Below are 22947 nucleotides of genomic sequence, written 5' to 3'. Positions count from 1 at the left end.
TCCTTTTTTGAATGGATAACGATAATTTATTGGTATTTTAATTATGGCCATCCCGGCATTATGATAGATGGGAGATGTAAATCATCAGGAATTTGCCTAAGGAATGGAGAGGAAGTCAAGTGAGTGTCCTGTTTCTGATTGTATTGAATGTGATTGTACCGGTTTTTTTCCTTATAGGGGCGGGGGCCATTCTGCATCGTAAATTCAAGTTGGATATGAATACGCTGTCTAAATTGAATCACTTCCTGCTCATGCCCGCCATTAGCTTTGTCAATATCTATCAAAGCAAATTGGGCGGGGGGATGATCGTCCAGATATTCAGCTTCCTTGCTCTTCAAGCAGTAAGCCTCATCATCGTGAGTACAGTGATTGCTAAACTTGCCAGGTTTGATCAAAGCCTTTCTGCCACGTTTAAAAATAGTGTAGTCCTGAATAACTCGGCCAATTTCGGGTTACCTGTCAGTCAGATGGTTTTTAATGGAAACCCCCTTGGCCTGTCGATCCAAGTCATCGTGATCATTTTTCAAAACCTGTTGACCTATACCTATGGATTGATGAATTCTGTTTCCGTCCATACAAAAAGTGCAAAGGGTGCCATTCGCGAGTTCTTGAAGAACCCCGTCATTTATGCTTTATTGCTTGGTTTAATATTACATTCCGTTTCTTTTGAAATCCCTCTGTTCTTATGGACCCCGATTGATAATATCGCGAGTGCCTTCATAGCCATTGCATTGATTACATTAGGTGCACAGAGTGCCTATTTGAAAATAACGCATTTCCCGCTTCCGCTTATCCTTAGCTTGGCGGGGCGTTTAATACTCTCACCATCCATCGCCTTCCTGATCATTCTCATGCTGGGCTTGGAAGGGACTGTCGCCCAAGGGTTGTTTATCGCAAGCTCATTTCCAACATCCAGAAACAGCGCATTATTCGCTTTGGAATATGACAACCATCCGGAGTATGCGGCACAGGCGGTTTTGATGTCGACTTTATTCAGCAGCATAACGGTAACGATGGTGGTGTATCTATCAAAAATACTATTCTAGCAGGGCTGCTCTTAATGGGCGGGCCTTTTTCCAATGTCTCCCGATAAAACTTTATGAACAATATAGAGGTTATGGAATTTATGTATCTTAGGTTAATAATCAAAGAAAAGGAAGATATTTTTGTAGAATTAAGAAAACGCTTTCAAAAGGAGGGTTATTATGTTTTCTCGTAAAAAGATTTCTACGGTATTATTGGCAAGTTCGTTAGCTTTAACTTTAGGTGCATGTGGCAGCAGTTCGGATACATCAGGAGAAAAGAAAGAAAGCACAGGCTATCCGAAAAAAGCCATAACGGTCGTTGCCCCATCGGGCGCAGGCGGTGGATGGGATTTAACCGCCCGTTCATTTACAAAGGTCTTGAGTGAGACAAAACTGGTGAACCAGCCATTGACCGTCGAAAACAAACCCGGTGGCGGGGGCGCAGTCTTCATGGCGGATTATGCAACACAGCAAGCGGATAATAATGACATGCTGTTCGTGAATTCACCGCCTGTCATCATCAATAACCTTAAAAAAGAAGGCAACAGTCCTTATGGATATAAAAATACGACTCCTTTGGCACAGCTGACAAAAGATTATGGGGCGATAGTAGTAAAGGCGGATTCTGAATTCAAGGATTTGAAATCAGTGCTGGAAGCGGTGAAGAAAGATCCGCGTAAGTTGACCTTTGCAGGAGGATCGGCACCGGGATCCATGGATCATTTGATTTCCATTCTTCCAGCCTATGAATATGGCTTGAATCCAACCGAACTTAAATACGTTTCGTACGACGGCGGGGGGGAAGCGATTACGGCATTGCTTGGCGGTAATGCAGATGTGATCGGAACGGATGCATCCAGTGTCAGGGAATTTTTAAAAGCAGGAAAGATCAGAGTGTTGGCCGTAACCTCGACTGAACGTTTGGGTGGAGATCTGAAAGACATACCGACGGCAAAGGAACAGGGTGTTGATGCTGAATTCACGATTTGGAGAGGTGTTTTTGGACCTCAGAATATGTCTGATGAAGCGAAAACATTTTGGGGCAAATCCATTGCGAAGTTAGTTGAAACTTCTGAATGGAAAAAAGAAGTGGAAGTTCAAGGATGGGAACAGGAATATAAAAATAGTGAAGAATTCAGCAAGTTTTTAGAAGAACAGGAGAAACAGGTGCAGCAATTATTAGAAGCGTTAGGCATGGAAAAATAATCGGGGAGAAGGAGGTGCTTTCACCTTCTTCTTGTTTTCTGAAATGGAGGGATTAGGATGGACGTGAAATTTGATCGCTTTGCATCTGCAGCCTTTCTGGCTGTCGGGGTGCTGTTCATGATAGGAAGCAGGAAACTGGCCAGTTCTTCTTATGGAAGTTCGGTAGGACCGGACATTTTCCCTTTTGTATTGGGGCTTGTTCTTGCTGTTTTAAGTATTCGCCTGTTCTATGAGGCATTTCGGAGCAAGGTGCAGGAATCGGGTAAGGGAAAGCTGGAATATAAACCCTTTATCATCATTCTGCTCTCCACCTTGATTTATATTTTGACATTGGAAACGATAGGATATGTCATTACGACCTTTCTCTTTTTGTTTGTTTGCTTTCAAACGATGGAACGGAATAAGTGGGTGACATCGCTCATCATTTCCGCAGGTTTTTCCGGAATCATCTATTATTTATTCGTGAATGTGTTAAAGGGAACACTTCCGGGTTGGCCAATCTGGTTTTCATAAAAGGAAGGGGGATGTGAAGTGGGCACTTTTGATTATTTAATGCACGGATTTGAAACGGCACTAACTTGGTATAACATACTATTTGCATTTGTCGGAGTATTGATCGGTACGGCGGTCGGCGTTTTGCCGGGGATCGGGCCGATGAGCGGTGTGGCTCTTTTAATTCCGGTAACCGCTTCGATTACAGGTGGACTTCCTCCAGAGCAAGCGGCAACAAGCGCCATCATTTTACTTGCAGGTGTTTATTATGGAGCGATGTATGGAGGGTCGACAACTTCAATCCTATTGAATACACCTGGAGAATCTTCTTCTGTCGTCACCACATTGGATGGCTATCAAATGGCCAAGAAGGGAAGAGCCGGGAGTGCTTTATCCATTTCGGCGATCGGTTCCTTCGTAGGAGGGATCGTCACCCTTATCGCCATGATTGCCTTGGCTCAGCCATTATCGACGATTGCCATTAAATTCGGTCCTGCGGAGTATTTTTCACTCATGCTTCTAGGGTTGGCGGCAGTCAGCGGCCTTGCGGGAAAATCCGTAACCAAGGCACTGATCATGACGGTTTGCGGTTTGTTGATCGGGACGATAGGCATTGATAATGTATCCGGGATCGCCCGTTTTACATTCGACTTTCCTTGGCTGTATCAAGGGATCGAATTCCTGACGATCGCAGTCGGTCTATTCGCACTTGGAGAAGTATTCAAGACAATCTTGGAAAAGGACGAGGATGATGGGGAAATTGCAAAGATCAATAATTTGCTTCCTTCCAAAGAAGAATTCAAGGAATCTGCGGGGCCGATTGCGAGGGGATCGCTCTTAGGTTTCTTTGTAGGGATCTTGCCGGGTGCAGGGGCAACGCTTGCTTCTTTCTTCTCATATCTTATGGAAAAACGGATTTCAAAAAAACCCTGGAGATTTGGTACAGGGGCGATCGCTGGGGTGGCTGGACCTGAAACGGCCAATAATGCGGCATCTGGCGGAGCGATGATTCCATTATTGACACTGGGAATTCCGGGTTCCGGTACAACGGCGATTTTAATGGGTGCGCTCATGATGTACAATGTTCAGCCAGGTCCATTATTATTCGAGGACCATCCCCAGGTGGCTTGGGGACTTATCGCCAGTATGTTCATCGGGAATCTGATGCTGCTGATCCTTAATCTCCCGCTCGTTAAGGTTTTTGCGAAAATCATTGAAACGCCAAAGAAATATTTGATTCCGATCATTATCGCGATTTCCATTTTTGGCGTTTATGCTGTACAAGTATCGACTTATGACTTATTGCTATTATTAGGATGCGGGGTCTTGGGATATTTCTTAAGTAAAAATGATTATCCAATCGCCCCATTGGTATTAGGACTGGTTTTAGGACCGATGATAGAAAACAATATGCGCAGGGCACTGACGATATCCGATGGGGATTACAGTTTGTTTTTCACTCGGCCGCTTTCGCTGTCCTTCCTGATCGTAACGGCATTATGGCTGCTCATTCCGGTTTTACTTAAGAAGAGAGGGAAGGATGTTGTCATCAATATTGAAGGTTAATCGATATTTTCTGAATGTTGTGAAATAACCCCTTTTTTAAAGGGGTTATTTTTTATATGATGTAAGTAGAGGTGATTGAATGCGTTTACACACCAAGTTGATGCTGGGCATCTGTACGTTAATCATTTTAATGGGTGGAATCTTTGAAGTTATTTTTATAAATATCCTGGAAAATAACCTGAAGCAGGAAACAGGGGAAAAAGCATTGTCTGTTGCCCAGACCATTTCTTTGCTGCCTGAAATTAAACAAGCTTTTCGAACGGATAATCCCTCTGTAATCATCCAGCCCATCGCGGAAAGGATTCGCAGGCAAATCGATGCGGAATTCATAGTAATAGGCGATAAGAATGAAACACGGCTGTCCCATCCAAATCCCGACATGATCGGGAGGAAAATGGTAGGGGGAGATAACGCCGAAGTGTGGGATGGGAAATCCATCATCACGGAGTCCACTGGGACATTGGGTCCTTCCATAAGGGGGAAATCCCCGATAATCGCAAATGAAAAAGTCATTGGCGTCGTCTCTGTTGGCTACCTTCAGGATGATATTGAAAAAGAAGTGTCCAGTATACAAAGAAAGATCGTCTGGATCATCTCTTTTATATTAATCGGCGGTTTATTGATAGCCTTTTTCATTTCATTCAATATCAAAAAGGCGATATTAGGGCTGGAGCCGAAAGAGATTGCTTGGATGTTTCAAGAGAAACATGCCATTTTGGAGTCGATTCATGAAGGAATCATCGCCATTGATGTTCATGGGAAAATTACGGTTGTCAATGAGACGGCGCATAAATTCCTTCATATTCCTAAAGATGTTGAGCTTCGCGGGAGAAAAATTGAAGAAGTCATTACACATACACATCTGCTTGATGTAGTCAGCACAGCACAGGCAGAATATGATCAGGAATTTATGATTGACGGTGAGATTTTTTTGGCTAGCCGCATTCCCATTTTAAATAAACACGGAGAAGTCATCGGCGCTGTTGCAAGTTTGAGGAATAAATCCGAACTATCCAATCTCCTACAGGAACTGTCACATGTAAAGGCATATGCAGAAGGGCTGAGGGCCCAGACACATGAATATTCGAATCGGCTCTATACTTTGCTTGGCCTGATTCAACTCGGTTCATATAAAGAAGCGATGGATTTCATATCGAAGGAAGTCGATGTCACCCAAGGTTTCATTCACTTTCTAATGAAGGAAATACCTGATCCGATTATTGCTGGGTTCATCTTAGGGAAGGTAAGTTTAGCGAGCGAGCTGAAAATTGATTTTACAATTGATAGAGAGAGCAGTTTTAAAGATATTCCGTCCGAAATAGATCGGGATTTATTAGTGACGATCATCGGCAACCTCATCAATAATGCCTTCGATGCTGTACGGGAAAACGATAGGGAGGAAAAAAGGGTATCGTTGTTCGTCACGGACTTGGGTAAAGAGTTGATCATAGAGGTTGAAGATAATGGAAAAGGGATGAATTCAGATGTTACCGAACTGATTTTCCAGAACGGCTTTACGACGAAAAGCCATCAAACCAATTCAGGTATAGGTTTGAGCCTTGTTCAGGAAGCGATAGAAGGATTAGGGGGGTATATCACTTTTTCGACGAAAGAAGGGGAATATACGATTTTTACTGTAGCACTGCCAAAAAACAGAGGGGTGATTTCATGATGGCGAATCGCGATATAGAAGTTTTAATCGTAGAAGATGACCTGCGGATTGCTGAGATACAAAAGCTATTCATCGAAAAGCTTGAGGGTTTTCAAACGATCGGGATCGCCTCAAGCTATGACGAAGCTAAAAGCTTCATTGAAATCATGAAGCCGGATCTATTGCTGCTCGACATGTATTTCCCGGATATGAATGGGCTCGATATCCTGAAAGAAATCAAGCAGCAAAGCAAACAAATGGATGTCATCATGATAACGGCGGCTAAAGAAATCGAAAAAGTCCAGGAAGCCATCAAGATCGGCATATTTGATTATATTATCAAGCCTGTCGCATTTGAACGTTTCAAGCAGTCCTTACACAGATATCAAGATTATCACATTAAACTATCAGAATTGGAAAAGGGCAATTTTCCCGTAACGCAGCAACAGGTTGATAAGCTTTTGCGAAAGGAAATGAAAGAAAAAGAGAGGGAACAGTCTTCACTGCCAAAAGGGATCGATCGGATGACTTTGGAGAAGGTGATGGCTGTGTTGGGGAAATCCTCCCCTGGGTTAACGGCCGAAATAGTGGCGAAGGAAATCGGGGTGAGCAGGACAACGGCAAGGCGTTATCTGGAGCACTTGATGTCAGAGGAAAAAATTGATGCCGATTTAACATATGGCACGGTAGGACGACCTGAACGGGTTTATGCCATCAAGATATAATGGGTTCGCCAAAGGCGGATCTTTTTTTATTTGATCGAATGAATGTCAGGCATTTTCTTGGAATCAGATTGATTGGAATTCATCGTTTTTTTTGAAGCGTAAAAATGATGAAAGAGGAAAAAATAGGTGTGAAAGTGTTGAAGCAGACAAGTATATGACAAGTGTCATGGCAGGGAATTGACGTTTATGACTATAGAAAATCGGTTATTATTCCTATAATTAAAGAAGAAATGGAAGCATAACCAATCCATTTAAACACCCATTCCTATATATTATGAGGAGGAAATCATGAGTCATCATAATCATAATCAAAAACAATTGAGAAAAGATATTGCCCCTTTTGAAAAATCCAATACTAAATCAAGCGTGAAACAGCTCATAAATACATTTCCGCCATTTTTCCTGTTATGGTTTTTAGCTTATCAAAGCTTAACCATTTCATACTGGCTGACACTTGCATTGGCCGTTCTTGCTTCAGGATTCGTAGTCAGGATTTTCATCATTTTCCATGATTGCTGTCATCAATCGTTTTTCAAAAGCAGGAAAGCGAATAGCATCCTGGGTACAATCAGTGGAATCGTTACATTATTTCCGTATGAGCAATGGAAGCATAGCCACTCCATACATCATGCAACAAGCAGTAATTTAAACAAACGCGGCACAGGGGATATTTGGATCATGACCGTTGATGAATATATCGCCGCTTCATTCTGGGGGCGTCTTGCTTACCGTTTATATAGAAATCCGATCGTCATGTTTGGATTGGGTCCATTTTATCTATTTCTTGTATCGAACCGTCTGAATAAAAAGGGCGCAAAAAAGAAAGAACGGATGAATACGTATTTGACAAATGCTGCAATCGTGGCAATTTATGGTCTTTTATGCTTGGCTATCGGATGGCAGGCATTCCTGATGATTCAGGTACCTATGCTTTTTGTAACGGGATCGCTGGGCATCTGGCTGTTTTATGTACAGCATCAGTTCGAAGATTCTTATTTCGAAGAGGAATCTGAATGGGATTACGTGAAGGCTGCCATTGATGGAAGTTCTTATTATAAACTTCCAAAGGTTTTGCAATGGGTAACCGGTAATATCGGTTTTCACCACGTGCATCACCTTAGTCCAAGAGTGCCAAACTATAACTTGGAAAAAGTCCATGACTCAACCCTGCCATTGCAGCAGGCAACGACAATCACCATTAGTTCAAGTTTAAAATCGCTTCGCTTCCGCCTATATGATGAAGAAAACAAGACGTTTGTAAGTTTTAAAGAGATTAAGGAACGTCTAAATGAAACAAAAACTAAGGTGGAAATCAATACTAAACGTTCAAGTCTTCAAGAAAAATAAATCGTTCATCAAAAACCATTCAATTTCCATTGGGTGGTTTTTTGATGAAACTCCTTAGTATATACTAGAGTAAAAAGAAATAGAGGCGGCGCCATGCAAAGTTGGTATCATATCTTTCCGAAAAACACAGGGCTGAGCCCTTATGTCTGGATCATTTTTTGTATCCTTCCTTTTTATTTCATCTTCAAATCCTCTTCGATGTTGGAGATAGTCTTTGGAATCGTCATGATCATTTTGTTTTTCATATCATATGGTCTCTCATTCGTTTCGAAGGGATGGCCCGTATACGTATGGACGGCGATACAAATAATCATTTCCATATCGATGACCATATTTTTCAGCTACATTTACTTTTCACTCTTTTTGGCATTCTTTATTGGGAATGTTCAAAATAAGGTTGGCTTTTTCGTATTATATTCAATCCAGCTATTGGCTACCATCGTGTCTGTCAATATTGGCTTCATCATGAAAGACCCTACCTTCTTTTCGCAATTTCCCTTTATGCTCATTTGTGTGGTAGGCGTGATCCTTCTCCCTTTCAACACGTATAATCGGAACAAACGGGGTATGCTGGAAGAACAATTGGAGGACGCCCATAAACGAATATCAGAGCTTGGCAAAATGGAAGAACGTCAGCGGATTGCCCGTGACTTACATGATACACTTGGACAAAAGCTATCTTTGATTGGCTTGAAAAGTGACCTTGCAGGGAAATTGATCGATTTGAATCCAGAGACGGCCAAGAAGGAAATCAAGGATATCCGGCAAACGGCGAGGACGGCACTCAAGGAAGTTCGTGAAATGGTGTCGGAAATGCGTGGGGCCAAGCTAAGCGATGAAATCATCCGGGTCAAGCAAATATTGAAAGCGGCAGAGATAGAATTCAATTTGGAAGGCACCGCGGAATTGCGAGATACCCCTTTGCTTGTTGAAACGGTTTTGAGCATGTGCTTGAAGGAAGCTGTGACCAATATCGTCAAGCATAGCGGTGCGGACTGCTGTAATATCGTCATCGAAGAATTACAAACAGGGGTGACGATCACAGTACAGGATAATGGAGTGGGACTTTCACATCGATCAGAGTATATTAAAGGAAATGGGCTTCAAGGAATGAAAGAAAGGCTCGAATTCGTTAATGGCAGCCTGGATATTAGATCAACAGATGGAACGACACTGTATATAAGGGTTCCGAATGCTATAAAAAATAATGGATAGGTGGGATTAACCTTGATTCGAATCGTAATTGCCGAAGATCAGCGGATGCTGCTTGGCGCACTAGGTTCCATCCTTGATTTGGAAAGTGACATGGAAGTTGTCGGGAAAGCGAGCAATGGGGAAGAAGCAATGAATCTCGTCAATCAATTAAAGCCGGATATCTGCATAACCGATATTGAAATGCCAGTTAAAACCGGGCTCGATGTAGCGGAGGAGATCAAGGTTCAGGGCCACCAATGCAAAGTCATCATTTTGACCACCTTTGCACGTCCTGGGTATTTTGAAAGAGCAAGAAAGGCCGAGGTAGGCGGATATCTTCTCAAGGATAGCCCTAGTGAGGAACTGGCGAACTCGATCCGTGTCATCATGGATGGGCGGCGCATTTATGCTCCCGAGCTGGTGGATATGGCTTTCGAAGAAGAAAACCCTTTGACTGAAAGAGAGTGCCAAGTGCTCAAATTGATCGCAGATGGTAAGACCACAAAGGAAATCGCAAGCCAGCTTTATCTGACCAATGGAACGGTCCGTAATTATATATCAGTCATCCTTGATAAATTGGATGTAAGCAACCGCGTTGAAGCGATCGTAAAATTCAAGGAAAAGGGCTGGTCAAAGGATTGAACAAAGCGTAAATCCCCTGGAGGCTTTGCAAATCAAAATAGCAAAGTGTCAGGATTGAATTATGGTATATTAATTTCTATTACATAAGGAAAGAGGATGACCATTATGCAAAAGGCTACATTTGCTGGAGGCTGTTTCTGGTGCATGGTGACACCATTTGAAGAACAACCGGGGATTGGGGGAATCGTATCCGGTTATACGGGAGGACATGTTGAAAACCCGACTTACGAGGAAGTGAAGACGGGAACTACGGGGCATTATGAAGTCGTGGAAATCACTTTCGATCCTCAGTTATTTCCTTATGAAAGATTGCTGGAACTATATTGGCAGCAAATCGATCCAACCGACGATGGCGGTCAATTCCATGACAGAGGAAGCCAATATCGGACGGCCATCTTTTATCATGATGAAGCTCAAGAAAAACTGGCCCTTGAAGCGAAAGAAAAGGTAGCGGCCAGCGGGAAGTTCCAGAAACCAATCGTAACGGAAATCCTTCCGGCCCAAACCTTTTACCCTGCCGAAGAGTACCATCAGGGCTATCATAAAAAAAACAAAGATGATTATAAAGCGGACCGTGCGAAATCGGGACGCGATGAATTCATTGGCCAGCATTGGAACGGTGAATGAAATGGATCGGGTGTGTTTTCACATCCGGTTCTTTTTATTGTCTTTTTAAAGGTACAAAAATTAAATTCATCAATTCAGCGGATTTTTATGCGGAGGGGTCAATTTCTCATGATATTTTCATATTTCTTCAGTACACTAAGGGGTAGGTGGTGATGATCATGAATAAGAGAATTTTAATAATAGAAGATGAAGAAAAAATAGCGAGGGTCCTTCAGCTGGAACTTAATCATGAGGGTTATCAAACAGAATCGGCATTTACGGGAAAGGCAGGTCTGGAAAGGGCAGAAGCCGAAGAGTGGGATTTAATCTTATTGGATGTGATGCTGCCCGAGTTGAATGGTATAGAGGTACTAAGGCGTTACCGGAAAAAGAATGGATCGACACCTGTCATCCTTCTGACCGCTAGGGATGCTGTGCCAGACAAGGTCAATGGCCTGGACCATGGCGCGAATGATTATGTAACGAAGCCGTTTGAAATTGAAGAGCTGCTGGCACGAATCCGTGCTTGTTTTCGTACCAATGTAAGGGAGAGCCAATCAGAAGGGGAAGCGGATGAACTGAATATCCACGATCTGAAGCTGAACCTTGGGACTAGGGACATTCACAGGCAAGGCAATAGGATTGAGCTGACTTCACGCGAGTTCGATTTGCTGGTTTATCTTTTGCAAAATAAAAATCAAGTACTTTCAAGGGAGCAAATCCTGACACATGTATGGGGATATGACTTCGCAGGGGATACGAATGTGGTTGATGTGTATATCCGTTATTTGCGCAAAAAGATAGATTATCCCTTTGAGCTGCAGCTCATCCATACTTACCGCGGGGTAGGTTACAGCCTGAAGGAGCCAGTATGAAGATTCGGACGAAAATCCAATCGTATTCCAGTCTTTTTTTAAGCGTCATGCTCATATTGCTGAGTACCATCGTTTTAATCGCCTTCCTTTGGATATCGTTAGAGAGGGAACGGGATCTGCTTGAAGATCAAGCTTCATTAATCGAAGAAAATATCCTGACGAAAGATTTGATTTCCGGTGATTCCGATTTAATGGAGCCGTATATCCCGGACGATGGAATGGTGAGGATATTCGACACGGATGGAAGGCTGGTTAAATCATTTACGGATGAAGAGGACCTCAAGGGGCTTGCGGTTAAATCCATTAACGAGAAAGGATATGATTTTGCCAAAGCTGACGGTGAATATGTATTGACCTACCGTTATCCTTATCCTGATGAGGGGAAGAGACTGGGGATGATCGAGGTCACACAGCCGCAGGATACCCTCCTTGATAATTTATCGACGCTTGCCCTCGTTTTGGGCGGTGCATCCCTTTTTGTCATTCTGTTATCGATTCTTGCCGGTAAGTGGCTGGCCAACCTGATCCTCAAACCGATATCGGTCATGAGCGGAACGATGAAGGATATTGAGAAAAGCGGGGAATTCAAACGAATACCGCTATCGGATCAATCGAAGGACGAGCTGCAGGTGATGGGAGCGGCATTCAACAGGATGATGGAAAGACTGGAGCGGAATTATAACCAACAGCAGCAATTCCTTTCAGATGCTTCGCATGAATTGAAAACCCCGATTACGGTCATCGAAAGCTACTCCTCTCTATTGAAACGCTGGGGAATGAAGGATCAGGCGATTCAGGAAGAGGCAGTGGAGGCAATCCATCATGAAGCCGTCCGGATGAAAAAACTGACGGAACATCTTCTGCAGTCAGCTTCCCAGACGGAACCTTCAGAAGATGTGGAAGGGAAAATAGAACTCATTTCGTTTTGTGAAGGGATTGCCCAAACATTCAGAAGGACGGGAAATCGTGAAATAACGATAGAGTCAGAGTTTAAGGAAATCTATGCAATGACCATTTCCAGTAAGCTTGAACAGGTGATAGTCATCCTATTGGACAATGCAATGAAATATAGTGAATCAAGTATACAGATCATGATAAAACGGCAGGATAATGAAATTGTCATCGGTGTGAAAGATCACGGCGGAGGGATATCACCAGAACATCTCCCACATGTATTTGACCGTTTTTATCGCGTTGATTCATCAAGGGCAAGGAAAACGGGAGGCAATGGGCTCGGGCTATCCATCGCCCGGACGCTTGTCGAGTCATTCGACGGTAAATTGGAGATTCAAAGCGAGGTGGGGGAGGGAACGTTGGTGACTCTTACTCTTTCTCATCAAATTCTAATCTAACGCTCATGTTCATTTCATGAAGGGTGCTTATTATAAGGGTAACAACTTAAAGGAGGAATCATTCATGAAAAAACAGTGGAGTACGATTAAAGAAGGTATCATTCAAAGGAAAAAGGTAATCATGACAGTGTCCATAGCGTCCGTATTGCTTTTCGGCGGTGCTGCTGGAACGGCGGTATATGCAGTCAATAAGGGGAACCTTTCCGAGGATGAGGCTATTAAAATGATTTCAGAAAAACTAGGCGGGGAAGTTACTCAATTTGAAAAGGATTGGGACCAGCCGATGACCTATGAAATGACCGTAAAAACGAAGGAAGGCTATCAAGACGTTGACGTTGATGCTGAAAAAGGAGAGATTCTTTCTCAGGAGATGGAAGACAGTGACGATGAGGATATGAGCACTCAACAAGCCGTGGAAACTGCAAAAGTCAGCAGTGATCAAGCTGAAAAGATTGCCTTGAAAGCGGTGGATGGTCAAGTAACGGATATGGAGCTGGATTCAGAGAATGGCACCCTTGTGTACGAGCTGGAAATAAAACAAGGACTAAAGGAATATGATGTAGTGGTGGATGCCACCACGGGAAAAGTATTGAAAAACCAATTGGATGATTAATCATATGTCATGTCGACAGTAATCCATGATATATGGAGATTGAAATGTATGAAAGGATTTGCCGGGAGGCAGATCCTTTTTTTATTTGCCAAGACAGTCGGGGAAGTGAAGCTTCCAAATCCTTAACAACATATTAGTTCCTGGCTGCAGCATTGTTTGGAGATGGGCTGTTTATACATATAAGAAGGAATTGAAAAGAAGAATCGCGAATAGGGCATTAAGGAATCATATACAATGGAGGAATGACAATGGGAAATTTGGAGAGGGCCCTGTTCTTAAGGGAAAAGAAGGAATTCGAAAAATCCAATCGTATATTGATGGATATGGCAAAGCAAAATCCCGGTGATGCAGTCATACAGTATCAGTGTGCCTGGAGTTTGGATATTCTCGGACTTGAGGGAAAGGCGGTGCCCTATTATGAAGCGGCACTCGAATTAGGTTTGCCGGAGGAGGATGCAAAAGGGGCCTACCTCGGGTTGGGGAGCACATATCGCACCATAGGGGAATATGAAAAATCAAGACGGACATTGGAATCCGGACTGGAGAAGTTTCCTGGGGATAAGGCTTTATTGGTATTCAGGACCATGGCATTTTATAATTTGGGCCAACATGATCTTGCGATGGAATCTCTTTTGAAGATCATTGCCGAAACCTCGAGGGATCAAGAAATACAATCTTATGCTAAGGCGATAGAATTTTATAGTGATAAACTGGATAAAGTTTTCACATAAAATCGTGCTCATCCCCAAACTATCCACAAACCTGTATAAAACCAGTCATTTTTACATAGCCGAAATGAATGAATCAACAAATTTGATGGGGAAATTCTTGCTTTTGCCACTTTTACGGATAAATGAATGTGGATAACCTCGGATTGTGGATAACTTTCCGGTGTTATTCACTACTTTTCCACAGGTAATCCACATATTCACCTTTAATATGAAAAAAACACTGGCGATTAAGTCTCCAGGAATTTTTTATTGTAATGACTTAAGGCTAAAAGGGGATAAATATAGCGATAGCTATGATAATGGATATACAAAAAATCCGCCATTCCCTGGCCTGCAGGATAATCATTGGTCCAGCTTTCTTGTTGACCTGCACGGATGAGGTAGGCAATGCCTTTATCAATCGCGGCTGTCGGCTTTTCTGATGCCGATATCAACGCATCCACAGCCCAGGCTGTATGTGTCAGTGTGCTTGTTCCGAGGGGGATATATCGTTGCTTGATATCACTGTAACAAGATTCACCCCAGCCGCCATCTTCATTTTGAATTTTCTTCAACCAAGTTAAGGCTTTTTGGATGGATGGATGTCCAGTGGCTTGCCCTGCTGCCTTCATGCCGGTCAGTGCAGACCATGTGCCATATAGATAGCAGATGCCCCAGCGCCCATACCAGGAGCCATCACGCTTCTGGTCTTCCAATAGCCAATCCACCGCTCTTTTACTGACTTCTTCCGGCTTTTTCATATTTGTATAGTTCCCCAGGAATTCCAGCGTCCTTCCTGTCAGATCAGCGGTGGAAGGGTCAGTCAGGAGATATTTCGAACCCTCTATAGGAAGAAGCTGCAGCCATTTATGGTCGTTATTCCGTTCGAAGGCTGGAAATCCACCGTCATCATTTTGCATGGAAATCGTGAAGGTGACACCGCGCTGCCAGCTGTCCCGATTATCCGGTTTCTCTTGCAATTGCTTAGCCAGCGCCCTCAGTGAGGCGGTCGTATCATCGACATCCGGATTCATGGTATTCAAATCGGAGAACCCCCAGCCGCCAGGAATTGCATCAGGATTATGGATCAGCCAATCTCCATACATATAATGCTGGCGTGACAGTAAGTACTGATTGGCGGCCTTGACCGTTTTGTCTTTGAAAGGCATTCCCGCTTCTTGAAGGGCGTAGCTTATTAAGGAGGTATTCCAAACATGGGGCGTCGTGAACTGGATATGTGTGTGTCCCTCAATGGAGCAGGCCATCCCCTTCAGACCGGCAATGGCCCTTAGAATCACTGGATCTCTTTTCGAATATCCAATTGAAAGGAGGGCAAAGATCATGAAAAAGGTAGAGCCGAAATAATTGTACAGTGTCCCGTCTGGTTCCAGCCTATCAAGCATGAACCTTTTCGTTGAATCCAAGGCCAAGGAATGCAAATAATCCGGATAACCAATCAAGGTTTTGACGCCTGTTTGAAGTTTGGAAAAGAAGGAACGATATTCTTCGGTACGGTATTCTTCCCACACTTGCTCTTCGGAACTGTCCTCCCTTGTTTGAAATAAATCTTTTAAACTTGGCGTGTCCGGGGTCGTGATCTGAAACTTTTTATGGCCAAGCAATAGCAATGGAATCATATTGACCCGGCCATATACGGAAAGGTCATAAATGCTGACGAAAAAGGTCGGAGGCAGTAAGACCACTTCGAGTGGAATGGGGAATAGGCGCGGCCATTGATATTGACCGGTGACAGTAAGCATCATTTTCGTTAACATTTTGGCCTGTTTGATGCCGCCCTTGGAAAGAATGAAATGTTTGGCTTTCCTCATATGCGGATGATTCTTATTGCGGAGTCCGCTAAAAAGAAGGCCATAGTAAGCCTCGATCGTAACCGTAACATTGCCGTCCTTCTCATCTTGGAATAGTTTCCATGACCCGTTTTCCGTTTGCTTGCTTTCGATTCTTTTTACTAAAGCCTCTATAAGAGGAGTATCTTCCATATCTAGAATTTTCAATAATATGATCATATAGGCATCTGCTGTTATCCCGGTGTCAAAGGGATAATTCCACGAACCATCAGCGGATTGGTCTTGTTTCAAGCGATGAACAAGGCGATTGATTTCCGATTGTACATCTTGGTTCAATGACTTTCCTCCTCTAAAAACACATTTCCGTTTATATGTATATTCAAAACTTGTCGTTGCATTCAAGAAATCATGTCAGGTGCATCGTCCCACAAGAATAAAGGAGGGGGAACTAAAAACGCTTTGGCAATGAAAGCTGCCAAAGCGTCATTTGGATCCTATGCATCATTTAACTGGTAAGGAAGATGACCGCATATAGCGGTAAATCGGCAGTTCTTTTCCTTTGGCAGCCGGGATGAAATTGAATGTCACGTAGCTGTCTATGCCCTCAGGTTCGAGGGCAAGGGAGATGAAGTTGGCATCAGGCTGAGCCATGTCGAAAACATAGCTTCCTTTTGGGAAATCCCGAGTTTTTGAAGTGACGTTGGTCGTGACTTCCCTTGTGGAATGTCCGCTTTCCAGTTCAGCGGAAACTATTAAATCATTGACCCTATAGCTTTCAACAGCTACCTTCATGGGGCTTTTTAATCTTTTCACTTCTACTCCCAATAGCTGAAGTTTCTTGGCGATATTTTTATATTCGGGAGGAAGGATATAGGCTGTCGGACGATCTCTGACAAGGGTAGGGTAGGCATCGGTTGAATCCAGCCAATCGATGGAGGCATCGACCATTTTCGCTTTCGCTAAATCAACTACCGTCAATTTTTGATCCTTAACCAATTTATTTTCGCTGGTGATGACGATTTTATCGTTATCATTTGCTCTTCGCCCTTTTTGCACGATTTCAGTTTCTGCCTGTTTAACGGCCTTTTTAACTTTACTTGCCTGTTCGGCTGTCGTTTTGATAAAGGCTGCCTGTGCTGTAGCTTGTGCAAAAACACGTCGTTTAAAATCGGTACGGCCGATATTGATTCCCCTTGTTTCGATTAAATAGGTCATTGTATTTTTCAAACCGAGGGCGTTTCGGCCAATCCGGGCTTCGGTGCTTCCTTCTGTGGCGGTAAGGACCCCATCATCAGAAGTGGCCAGTGTATAGTAATCGTGATAGGAAAGCTTTTCTTTTTCCAATGTTTTAAAAACATTGGGTAAAAGAAGTTGATCGGAAGCTTTTCGAAGCTGTTCGGGAATATTTAAATTCTTGGCTGAGGAGATGAGTAAATCATAGGAAGCGATCGATCCATTTGCTCCCACCTTTTTCAGGGGGGCGGGATTCACTGTATATTCATGTACATCCAGAATGACTTCCGGTTCATAATCATCGATTGATTGATGAATCGTCTGTACTTCAGGATATTCCACTTTTAAGTAGTCCCTATTCGCATCCATGTCATTTGCGGTAAATCGTTTGAAATAATAAGAGCCATCGGGATTGACCCGTGGAACGATGGCAACATTGACTTTATCGAGGACATCACCAAGCTTGCCTTCAGCCAGCCATTGTGCAAGGACTAATGTTGATTCACCCGATGCGGGTTCATTGCCATGGATCTGACCTTGAATCCAAATCAATGGTTTATGGGAACCCTTAATCGTTCTTTTTGAATCCTTGCTGAAAAGAAGCATCGGGATGTCGCGTCCTTCTGTGGATTTACCTATCGTCTTGACCTGGATGTTCTTGTTTTTATGGGCGAGGGACTTGATATGATCAAACATTTCTTCCTGGCTCGTAAAGGCGATCTTGTTTTGTTTAAAGGCAGGGGTCTTGAAAGAAACATTAGGGTCAGGGAAAAGGTGGGAGAGGTTATCTGGTTGAATGTAGCTTGGACCATTTCCATAATAAGGGGTGAATTCTTCGGCTTCGGCTAAGGGGCCAGGCAATCCAGTGACGAGACCTAGTGTTACGACTGATACAATAGTAGGAATGATTTTTTTCATGGACGTCCTCCTGTCTATCTTTTTCCATAAATTATCATATATTAAACTATTTATACAGTGAAAACGTATGAAATAGTGAAAAATAGGAAGTAACGACTAGATTAATGATTCCATGGTAAAATTCGCAATCCTTTTAATAGATGTTCATCACCTGTATTCTATATAATTACAGGTGGAAAGTCATAATGATACAGATTAAGCTATTTGCTTAACCCGTATCATTTCAATTCATCATATAACTTATTTAAAAGATCCTGTGAATCTTCGCCACTCATTATCTGGCCGTTCACTTTCGCATAGGGGGTTTTCTTACAAAGTTTACACTCACTCAAACATTCATATTCCTTATATTGAATCCTTGGATTCTCTAAGAACTTACCATAATCGGCAATTGTTTGTTCATTAAGGAAGCGGTCAAGATTATTTTGGCAAAATTCAATCTGGATTTTCGCCTTTTTTGAGAACACTTTGGATAACAAGTTTTTCATCATATCGCTTCTTTCATTATAAGAGTAAATATTTGTTATTTTGATTTTATCACTTCCTGAAATGAAATGCATGGTTGGTTCATCCGAATTCATTACAATTGGACTATCGGGAGAATATCAAGTAATTCCCTTGTATATATTGACACATGTCCCAGAAATGATAGAATAAGAATAGATGATAATGAATCTCATTATCACGAATGGAAGATCCTTGTAACTATTGCAACTTAATGAGTCCCATTTCAATAGGTGACTTAATGATAGTCTTTATTCAAATATATTTAATTAAAAATATTATCGCTGTATTAAAGTGAGATAGGAAGAGTAGGAAATGTAGATGAAGATAAGATATTTAGTCATGGCGTTAATTGTTCTATCGTTTACGTCATTATTCATTGGTGTAAAAGATATTACCCCCCTGGATTTATTGAATCTAAGTGATGATAAAGTGCAAATCATGCTGCAAAGCCGTTTCCCTAGAATGGTGACCATAGTCATTGCCGGTATCGTAATGAGTATAAGCGGTCTGATCATGCAGCAATTGAGCCGCAATAAATTTGTGTCCCCGACGACTGCCGGTACTATGGACTCTGCAAGGCTGGGACTTCTTCTTGCCATTATCATTTTTCCATCGGCAGCACTTATTGAGAAAATGGCATTCGCTTTCATATTCGCTTTGGCAGGTACATTCTTGTTCATGAAAATTCTTGATCAAGTGAAATATAAGGATACGATCTTCATTCCATTGGTTGGTTTGATGTTTGGTAATATCGTAGGATCGATCTCGACTTTCTTTGCCTATAAATATGATTTGATTCAAAGCCTCAACACATGGATGAATGGTGATTTCTCGATGATCATGTCGGGAAGGTACGAACTTATATATCTGAGTATCCCGCTAGTCATTCTCGCATACTTCTTTGCCAATAAATTCACTGTGGCAGGGATGGGAGAGGAGTTTGCTATCAATCTAGGACTCAATTATAAGTTTATAGTCAATTTTGGATTGATCATCGTGGCATTATCCTCCACTGTCGTTTTGTTAACGGTGGGAACGATTCCTTTCATAGGATTGATCGTACCAAATATTGTATCCCTTTACCTTGGTGACAATTTGAAAAAGAGTCTTTCTCATACAGCATTGCTAGGGGCAGTCTTCCTATTGATTTGCGATATTCTGGGCAGGATCCTTATATATCCATTTGAAATCCCGATCGGACTCGTGGTTGGTGTGATAGGAAGCGCCGTATTTATCTATCTGATACTGAGGAGAAAGGCATATGAATAATAAAAGTAGGATCATTATATTGGCTGTTCTTGCAGCTGCTTTAACGGCAGGTTATATCTTTTGGGACCTTGGCCCGAATTGGGATTATGCACTGCCGAGAAGGGTCATAAAAATCATCGCCATCATCGTGGTTGGCTGTGCAATTGCTTTTTCAACAGTGATTTTCCAGACGGTCACGAATAATAAAATCCTGACGCCAAGCATTTTAGGGTTGGACTCCATGTATATGCTGATTCAAACGGGAGTCATTTTCATCTTCGGTTCAACACATATCATGATCATGAATAAAAATCTCAATTTCCTGATTACACTAGCGGCCATGCTCATTTTTGCAAGCCTGCTGTTCAAGTTCATGTTCAAGAAAAACCGCAATATTTACTTCCTATTGCTGATCGGTATCATCTTCGGAACCTTATTCGGCAGCATGTCTTCATTCATGCAGGTATTGATTGACCCGAATGAATTCCAAATCATTCAAAATAAAATGTTCGCCAGCTTCAATAATGTCAACACGGACCTGTTAACGTTAGCTATTATCCTCATGATTGCGGCAATGATATATTTCATGAGATTTTTGAAGTATTTAGATGTCATGTCCCTAGGGAGGGACCAAGCCATAAACTTGGGTGTGGATTATGATTTTGTCACGAAGCGGGTTTTAATCGTCGTTACGGTTTTAATTTCCATTTCGACTGCCTTGATCGGTCCAATCACGTTCCTTGGATTGCTTGTTGCAAATGTGGCTTATCAATTCATTAAGTCCTATCAGCATAAACATATCCTCCCGGGTGCAATGCTGATCAGTGTGATTGCCTTGGTCGGCGGCCAATTCATTGTAGAGAGGATCTTTACGTTTTCCACGACCTTAAGTGTCATCATCAACTTTGTCGGCGGTGTCTATTTCATCTATCTTCTATTAAAGGAGAATAAATCATGGTAGAAGTGAAAAATTTATTCAAAAAATATAATAATAAAACGGTTGTCGAGGATGTTTCCATCGAAATAATGAAAGGGAAAATCACATCCTTCATCGGTCCCAATGGAGCGGGTAAAAGTACCGTCCTTTCGATGATCAGCCGTCTCATTACCCGGGATTCAGGAGAAGTCCTTATCGAGGGTAAGGATATGGGGAAATTCAATAGCAATGAACTTGCGAAAAAGATTGCCATCTTAAAGCAGGCTAACCACATCAATATCCGTTTAACGATTCGTGAACTGGTCGCCTTTGGCCGTTTTCCTTATTCACAAGGAAAGCTGACGAAAGAGGATTGGAAATACGTCGATGAAGCGATTGAATATATGGAACTTGCTGACATGCAGGATAAGTTTCTTGACCAGCTGAGCGGCGGGCAGCAACAGCGGGCCTTCATTGCCATGGTCATTGCTCAAAACACGGAGTATGTGCTTCTTGATGAACCCCTGAACAATCTTGATATGAAGCATTCCGTCCAAATCATGAAGGTATTGAGGAGATTGGCCGATGAATTGGGGAAAACGGTCATCATCGTCATTCATGACATTAATTTTGCATCCTGTTATTCCGACTATATCGTCGCATTGAAGGATGGCAAGGTTGTTCATAATGGACCTACCGAACAAGTCATCAATTCCAATGTATTAAAGGAAATTTATGATATGGATATTGAAATCCAAAGTATCAATGACAATAAGATCTGTGTGTACTTCACGTAAGACAATTCCATTCGGTTTTAAATTACTTCAGTATTCGTAGCCGTCCAGAAATCACCTCGTACGCTTCTTAGGCAGCTAAGAGTTGGCGGGCGCCCAAGACCTTAGCCGCCTCCTGTTCATCTGGCAGGGAAAGTGTTGAAGGTGAACTATGTGATGGTGAGGATTCAATATGTAATTTTAAATAAAAATTTTTTTGAGGTGACCATAATGATTAAGAAATTATCCTTGCTGCTTTTGGTTGCAATGCTGGCTGTAGTGGCTGCTGCTTGTGGATCAGATAAGGAAAAAGAAGAATCAAGCGCGAAAAAAGAAAGTGCTAAAAGCGAAGAAATTACAGTTAAGCATCAACTAGGCGAAACGAAAGTAAAAACAAACCCTGAAAAAGTAGTTGTATTCGATATGGGTGCTCTTGATACTCTTGATAAATTGAATGTGGAAGTGGCAGCTGTTCCTCATGATGGCCTTCCAAAATACCTTTCTAAATATAAAGGTACAACTGAAAATGCCGGCGGATTAAAAGAACCTGACTTCGAAAAAATCAACGAAATCGCTCCTGATTTAATCCTTATTTCTGGCCGTCAATCTGAAGCATATAAAGAATTAAGCAAAATTGCCCCTACTGTTTTTGTGGGTGTAGATACAACAAAGTATATGGAATCATTTGAAGAGAACGTAACACTTTTAGGCAAAATCTTCGATAAAAAAGACGAAGCAGCTAAAGAATTGGCAAGTGTTGAAGAAAACATTAACGCTTTGAAAGAAAAAGCCCCGACTGACAAAAATGGTTTAATCGTTCTTGCCAGCGGTGGAAAAGTAAGTGCTTACGGACCGGATTCAAGATTTGGAATCATCCATGATGTATTCGGAGTACCTGCAGTAGATGATAAATTGGAAGTATCGACACATGGTCAAAGTATTTCTTTCGAATATATTGCTGAAAAGAATCCTGACTACCTATTCGTTGTAGACAGAGATGCGGTTGCCGGTGATGGAGCTGCAGCAAAAGAAACGATTGAAAATGACATTGTAAAAAATACAAAGGCATTTAAAGAAGGTAACATCATTTATCTAGACCCTAACTACTGGTACTTATCAGGCGGCGGTTTAGAATCTGTTGACGCAATGGTTAAAGAAGTTTCAGAAGGCATTAAGTAATGTAAATATGATGAAAGAAAATCCTGTCCTCGATCGAGGGGCAGGATTTTTTATTTTTTATAATAAAGCTGGATGAAACAAATATACTAACAAAGGGGAAGAAAAGAATTTTTGCAAAACACAGGTAAGCTTATAATAAGGCGCCCACAACCCATTTAAGGGGGAATGGAAAGGACAAAGGTCTATATTCCGCCTGTTGCCGCTGCTATAGCTTATATGGGCTGCAATCGTCAGAAATTGACCCTTTAGCCAAAATGAAGAATTCAGTTTCTTCCTATTATACTGTCTTTTGCATCCTTTCCGGTTCCCGGAGGGATTTTAAATCATAATTTATGTTAAATTTGGGAAATTGCATCTATTA

At 42.1% G+C, this 22947-nt stretch carries 21 protein-coding genes; 18 read left to right on the top strand and 3 right to left on the bottom strand.

Annotation, left to right across the window (positions count from 1 at the left end):
* Positions 1-119 precede the first annotated feature (119 nt).
* The 14 genes from AC0VX1_RS25045 to AC0VX1_RS24980 all read left to right on the top strand — a co-directional run bounded on the left by AC0VX1_RS25045 (position 120) and on the right by AC0VX1_RS24980 (position 14025).
* Positions 120-1046: an AEC family transporter gene (locus tag AC0VX1_RS25045; RefSeq protein WP_413021736.1), complete on the top strand. Its 927-nt coding sequence runs from the start codon at positions 120-122 to the stop codon at positions 1044-1046.
* Positions 1047-1205: 159 nt separating this feature from the next.
* Positions 1206-2231, top strand: a complete 1026-nt coding sequence (locus tag AC0VX1_RS25040) for a tripartite tricarboxylate transporter substrate binding protein (RefSeq protein ID WP_475469490.1) — start codon at positions 1206-1208, stop codon at positions 2229-2231.
* A gap of 57 nt (positions 2232-2288) precedes the next feature.
* Positions 2289-2744, top strand: coding sequence for a tripartite tricarboxylate transporter TctB family protein (locus AC0VX1_RS25035; protein ID WP_475469489.1), 456 nt, complete (start codon positions 2289-2291; stop codon positions 2742-2744).
* Between the two features lie 18 nt (positions 2745-2762).
* On the top strand, positions 2763-4289 hold the full coding sequence (locus AC0VX1_RS25030) for a tripartite tricarboxylate transporter permease (protein WP_413007943.1): 1527 nt from the start codon (positions 2763-2765) through the stop codon (positions 4287-4289).
* Between the two features lie 79 nt (positions 4290-4368).
* Positions 4369-5961 carry an ATP-binding protein gene (locus tag AC0VX1_RS25025; RefSeq protein WP_377418925.1) on the top strand — a complete coding sequence of 531 codons (1593 nt, stop codon included), beginning with the start codon at positions 4369-4371 and terminating at the stop codon, positions 5959-5961.
* Complete coding sequence (locus AC0VX1_RS25020) at positions 5958-6665, top strand: response regulator (RefSeq protein WP_459564391.1); 708 nt, start codon at positions 5958-5960, stop codon at positions 6663-6665. The genes AC0VX1_RS25025 and AC0VX1_RS25020 overlap by 4 nt, the downstream gene beginning before the upstream one ends.
* A gap of 288 nt (positions 6666-6953) precedes the next feature.
* The gene (gene desA, locus AC0VX1_RS25015) at positions 6954-8012 is read left to right on the top strand and encodes a Delta(5) desaturase DesA (protein ID WP_413007948.1); all 1059 of its coding nucleotides are present in this window, start codon (positions 6954-6956) and stop codon (positions 8010-8012) included.
* A gap of 93 nt (positions 8013-8105) precedes the next feature.
* Positions 8106-9227: a sensor histidine kinase gene (locus tag AC0VX1_RS25010; protein ID WP_413007950.1), complete on the top strand. Its 1122-nt coding sequence runs from the start codon at positions 8106-8108 to the stop codon at positions 9225-9227.
* A gap of 12 nt (positions 9228-9239) precedes the next feature.
* On the top strand, positions 9240-9848 hold the full coding sequence (locus tag AC0VX1_RS25005; RefSeq protein WP_413007952.1) for a response regulator: 609 nt from the start codon (positions 9240-9242) through the stop codon (positions 9846-9848).
* Between the two features lie 105 nt (positions 9849-9953).
* Positions 9954-10475 (top strand): peptide-methionine (S)-S-oxide reductase MsrA, encoded by a 522-nt coding sequence (gene msrA / locus AC0VX1_RS25000; protein WP_053536794.1) that lies wholly within the window; start codon positions 9954-9956, stop codon positions 10473-10475.
* A gap of 158 nt (positions 10476-10633) precedes the next feature.
* A complete protein-coding gene (locus AC0VX1_RS24995; RefSeq protein WP_413021746.1) occupies positions 10634-11329 on the top strand; it encodes a response regulator transcription factor in 696 nt (231 codons plus the stop codon).
* Positions 11326-12681, top strand: a complete 1356-nt coding sequence (locus AC0VX1_RS24990) for a sensor histidine kinase (RefSeq protein ID WP_475469488.1) — start codon at positions 11326-11328, stop codon at positions 12679-12681. The genes AC0VX1_RS24995 and AC0VX1_RS24990 overlap by 4 nt, the downstream gene beginning before the upstream one ends.
* Positions 12682-12745: 64 nt before the next feature.
* Positions 12746-13294 (top strand): PepSY domain-containing protein, encoded by a 549-nt coding sequence (locus AC0VX1_RS24985; protein ID WP_475469487.1) that lies wholly within the window; start codon positions 12746-12748, stop codon positions 13292-13294.
* Positions 13295-13542: 248 nt separating this feature from the next.
* On the top strand, positions 13543-14025 hold the full coding sequence (locus AC0VX1_RS24980; RefSeq protein ID WP_475469486.1) for a tetratricopeptide repeat protein: 483 nt from the start codon (positions 13543-13545) through the stop codon (positions 14023-14025).
* 227 nt (positions 14026-14252) lie between these two features.
* Here AC0VX1_RS24980 and shc read toward each other — a convergent pair whose 3' ends face one another.
* The 3 genes from shc to AC0VX1_RS24965 all read right to left on the bottom strand — a co-directional run bounded on the left by shc (position 14253) and on the right by AC0VX1_RS24965 (position 18523).
* A complete protein-coding gene (shc, locus tag AC0VX1_RS24975; protein WP_475469485.1) occupies positions 14253-16148 on the bottom strand; it encodes a squalene--hopene cyclase in 1896 nt (631 codons plus the stop codon).
* Positions 16149-16313: 165 nt separating this feature from the next.
* The gene (locus tag AC0VX1_RS24970) at positions 16314-17963 is read right to left on the bottom strand and encodes a M14 family metallopeptidase (RefSeq protein ID WP_475469484.1); all 1650 of its coding nucleotides are present in this window, start codon (positions 17961-17963) and stop codon (positions 16314-16316) included.
* Between the two features lie 218 nt (positions 17964-18181).
* Positions 18182-18523 (bottom strand): DUF1450 domain-containing protein, encoded by a 342-nt coding sequence (locus AC0VX1_RS24965; protein ID WP_231892147.1) that lies wholly within the window; start codon positions 18521-18523, stop codon positions 18182-18184.
* Positions 18524-18788: 265 nt separating this feature from the next.
* On the opposite strand from AC0VX1_RS24965, the gene AC0VX1_RS24960 reads away from it, so the two are divergent.
* From AC0VX1_RS24960 to AC0VX1_RS24945, 4 genes are all read left to right on the top strand, one after another.
* Positions 18789-19739 (top strand): ABC transporter permease, encoded by a 951-nt coding sequence (locus tag AC0VX1_RS24960; protein WP_053536781.1) that lies wholly within the window; start codon positions 18789-18791, stop codon positions 19737-19739.
* The gene (locus AC0VX1_RS24955; protein WP_048688138.1) at positions 19732-20679 is read left to right on the top strand and encodes an iron chelate uptake ABC transporter family permease subunit; all 948 of its coding nucleotides are present in this window, start codon (positions 19732-19734) and stop codon (positions 20677-20679) included. Before AC0VX1_RS24960 ends, AC0VX1_RS24955 begins: the two co-directional genes overlap by 8 nt.
* Positions 20673-21431, top strand: coding sequence for an iron ABC transporter ATP-binding protein (locus AC0VX1_RS24950; RefSeq protein WP_034310071.1), 759 nt, complete (start codon positions 20673-20675; stop codon positions 21429-21431). The genes AC0VX1_RS24955 and AC0VX1_RS24950 overlap by 7 nt, the downstream gene beginning before the upstream one ends.
* A gap of 210 nt (positions 21432-21641) precedes the next feature.
* Positions 21642-22586: a siderophore ABC transporter substrate-binding protein gene (locus AC0VX1_RS24945; RefSeq protein WP_475471886.1), complete on the top strand. Its 945-nt coding sequence runs from the start codon at positions 21642-21644 to the stop codon at positions 22584-22586.
* The last annotated feature ends 361 nt before the right edge of the window (positions 22587-22947 follow it).

It is taken from the genome of Peribacillus sp. QJM3NY_7, from assembly GCF_056173225.1.
The sequence above is the reverse complement of the archived record's forward strand: the minus strand, read 5'-3'. Positions and strand labels throughout refer to the sequence as shown.

Coding starts and splice junctions, on each gene's coding strand:
- desA (WP_413007948.1), top strand. CDS start 6,954: ATGAGTCATCATAATCATAATCAAAAACAATTGAGAAAAGATATTGCC.
- AC0VX1_RS24990 (WP_475469488.1), top strand. CDS start 11,326: ATGAAGATTCGGACGAAAATCCAATCGTATTCCAGTCTTTTTTTAAGC.
- AC0VX1_RS24955 (WP_048688138.1), top strand. CDS start 19,732: ATGAATAATAAAAGTAGGATCATTATATTGGCTGTTCTTGCAGCTGCT.
- msrA (WP_053536794.1), top strand. CDS start 9,954: ATGCAAAAGGCTACATTTGCTGGAGGCTGTTTCTGGTGCATGGTGACA.
- AC0VX1_RS25040 (WP_475469490.1), top strand. CDS start 1,206: ATGTTTTCTCGTAAAAAGATTTCTACGGTATTATTGGCAAGTTCGTTA.
- AC0VX1_RS25010 (WP_413007950.1), top strand. CDS start 8,106: ATGCAAAGTTGGTATCATATCTTTCCGAAAAACACAGGGCTGAGCCCT.
- AC0VX1_RS24985 (WP_475469487.1), top strand. CDS start 12,746: ATGAAAAAACAGTGGAGTACGATTAAAGAAGGTATCATTCAAAGGAAA.
- AC0VX1_RS25025 (WP_377418925.1), top strand. CDS start 4,369: ATGCGTTTACACACCAAGTTGATGCTGGGCATCTGTACGTTAATCATT.
- AC0VX1_RS25020 (WP_459564391.1), top strand. CDS start 5,958: ATGATGGCGAATCGCGATATAGAAGTTTTAATCGTAGAAGATGACCTG.
- AC0VX1_RS24980 (WP_475469486.1), top strand. CDS start 13,543: ATGGGAAATTTGGAGAGGGCCCTGTTCTTAAGGGAAAAGAAGGAATTC.
- AC0VX1_RS24995 (WP_413021746.1), top strand. CDS start 10,634: ATGAATAAGAGAATTTTAATAATAGAAGATGAAGAAAAAATAGCGAGG.
- AC0VX1_RS24965 (WP_231892147.1), bottom strand. CDS start 18,523: ATGCATTTCATTTCAGGAAGTGATAAAATCAAAATAACAAATATTTAC.
- AC0VX1_RS24970 (WP_475469484.1), bottom strand. CDS start 17,963: ATGAAAAAAATCATTCCTACTATTGTATCAGTCGTAACACTAGGTCTC.
- AC0VX1_RS25035 (WP_475469489.1), top strand. CDS start 2,289: ATGGACGTGAAATTTGATCGCTTTGCATCTGCAGCCTTTCTGGCTGTC.
- AC0VX1_RS24960 (WP_053536781.1), top strand. CDS start 18,789: ATGAAGATAAGATATTTAGTCATGGCGTTAATTGTTCTATCGTTTACG.
- AC0VX1_RS24950 (WP_034310071.1), top strand. CDS start 20,673: ATGGTAGAAGTGAAAAATTTATTCAAAAAATATAATAATAAAACGGTT.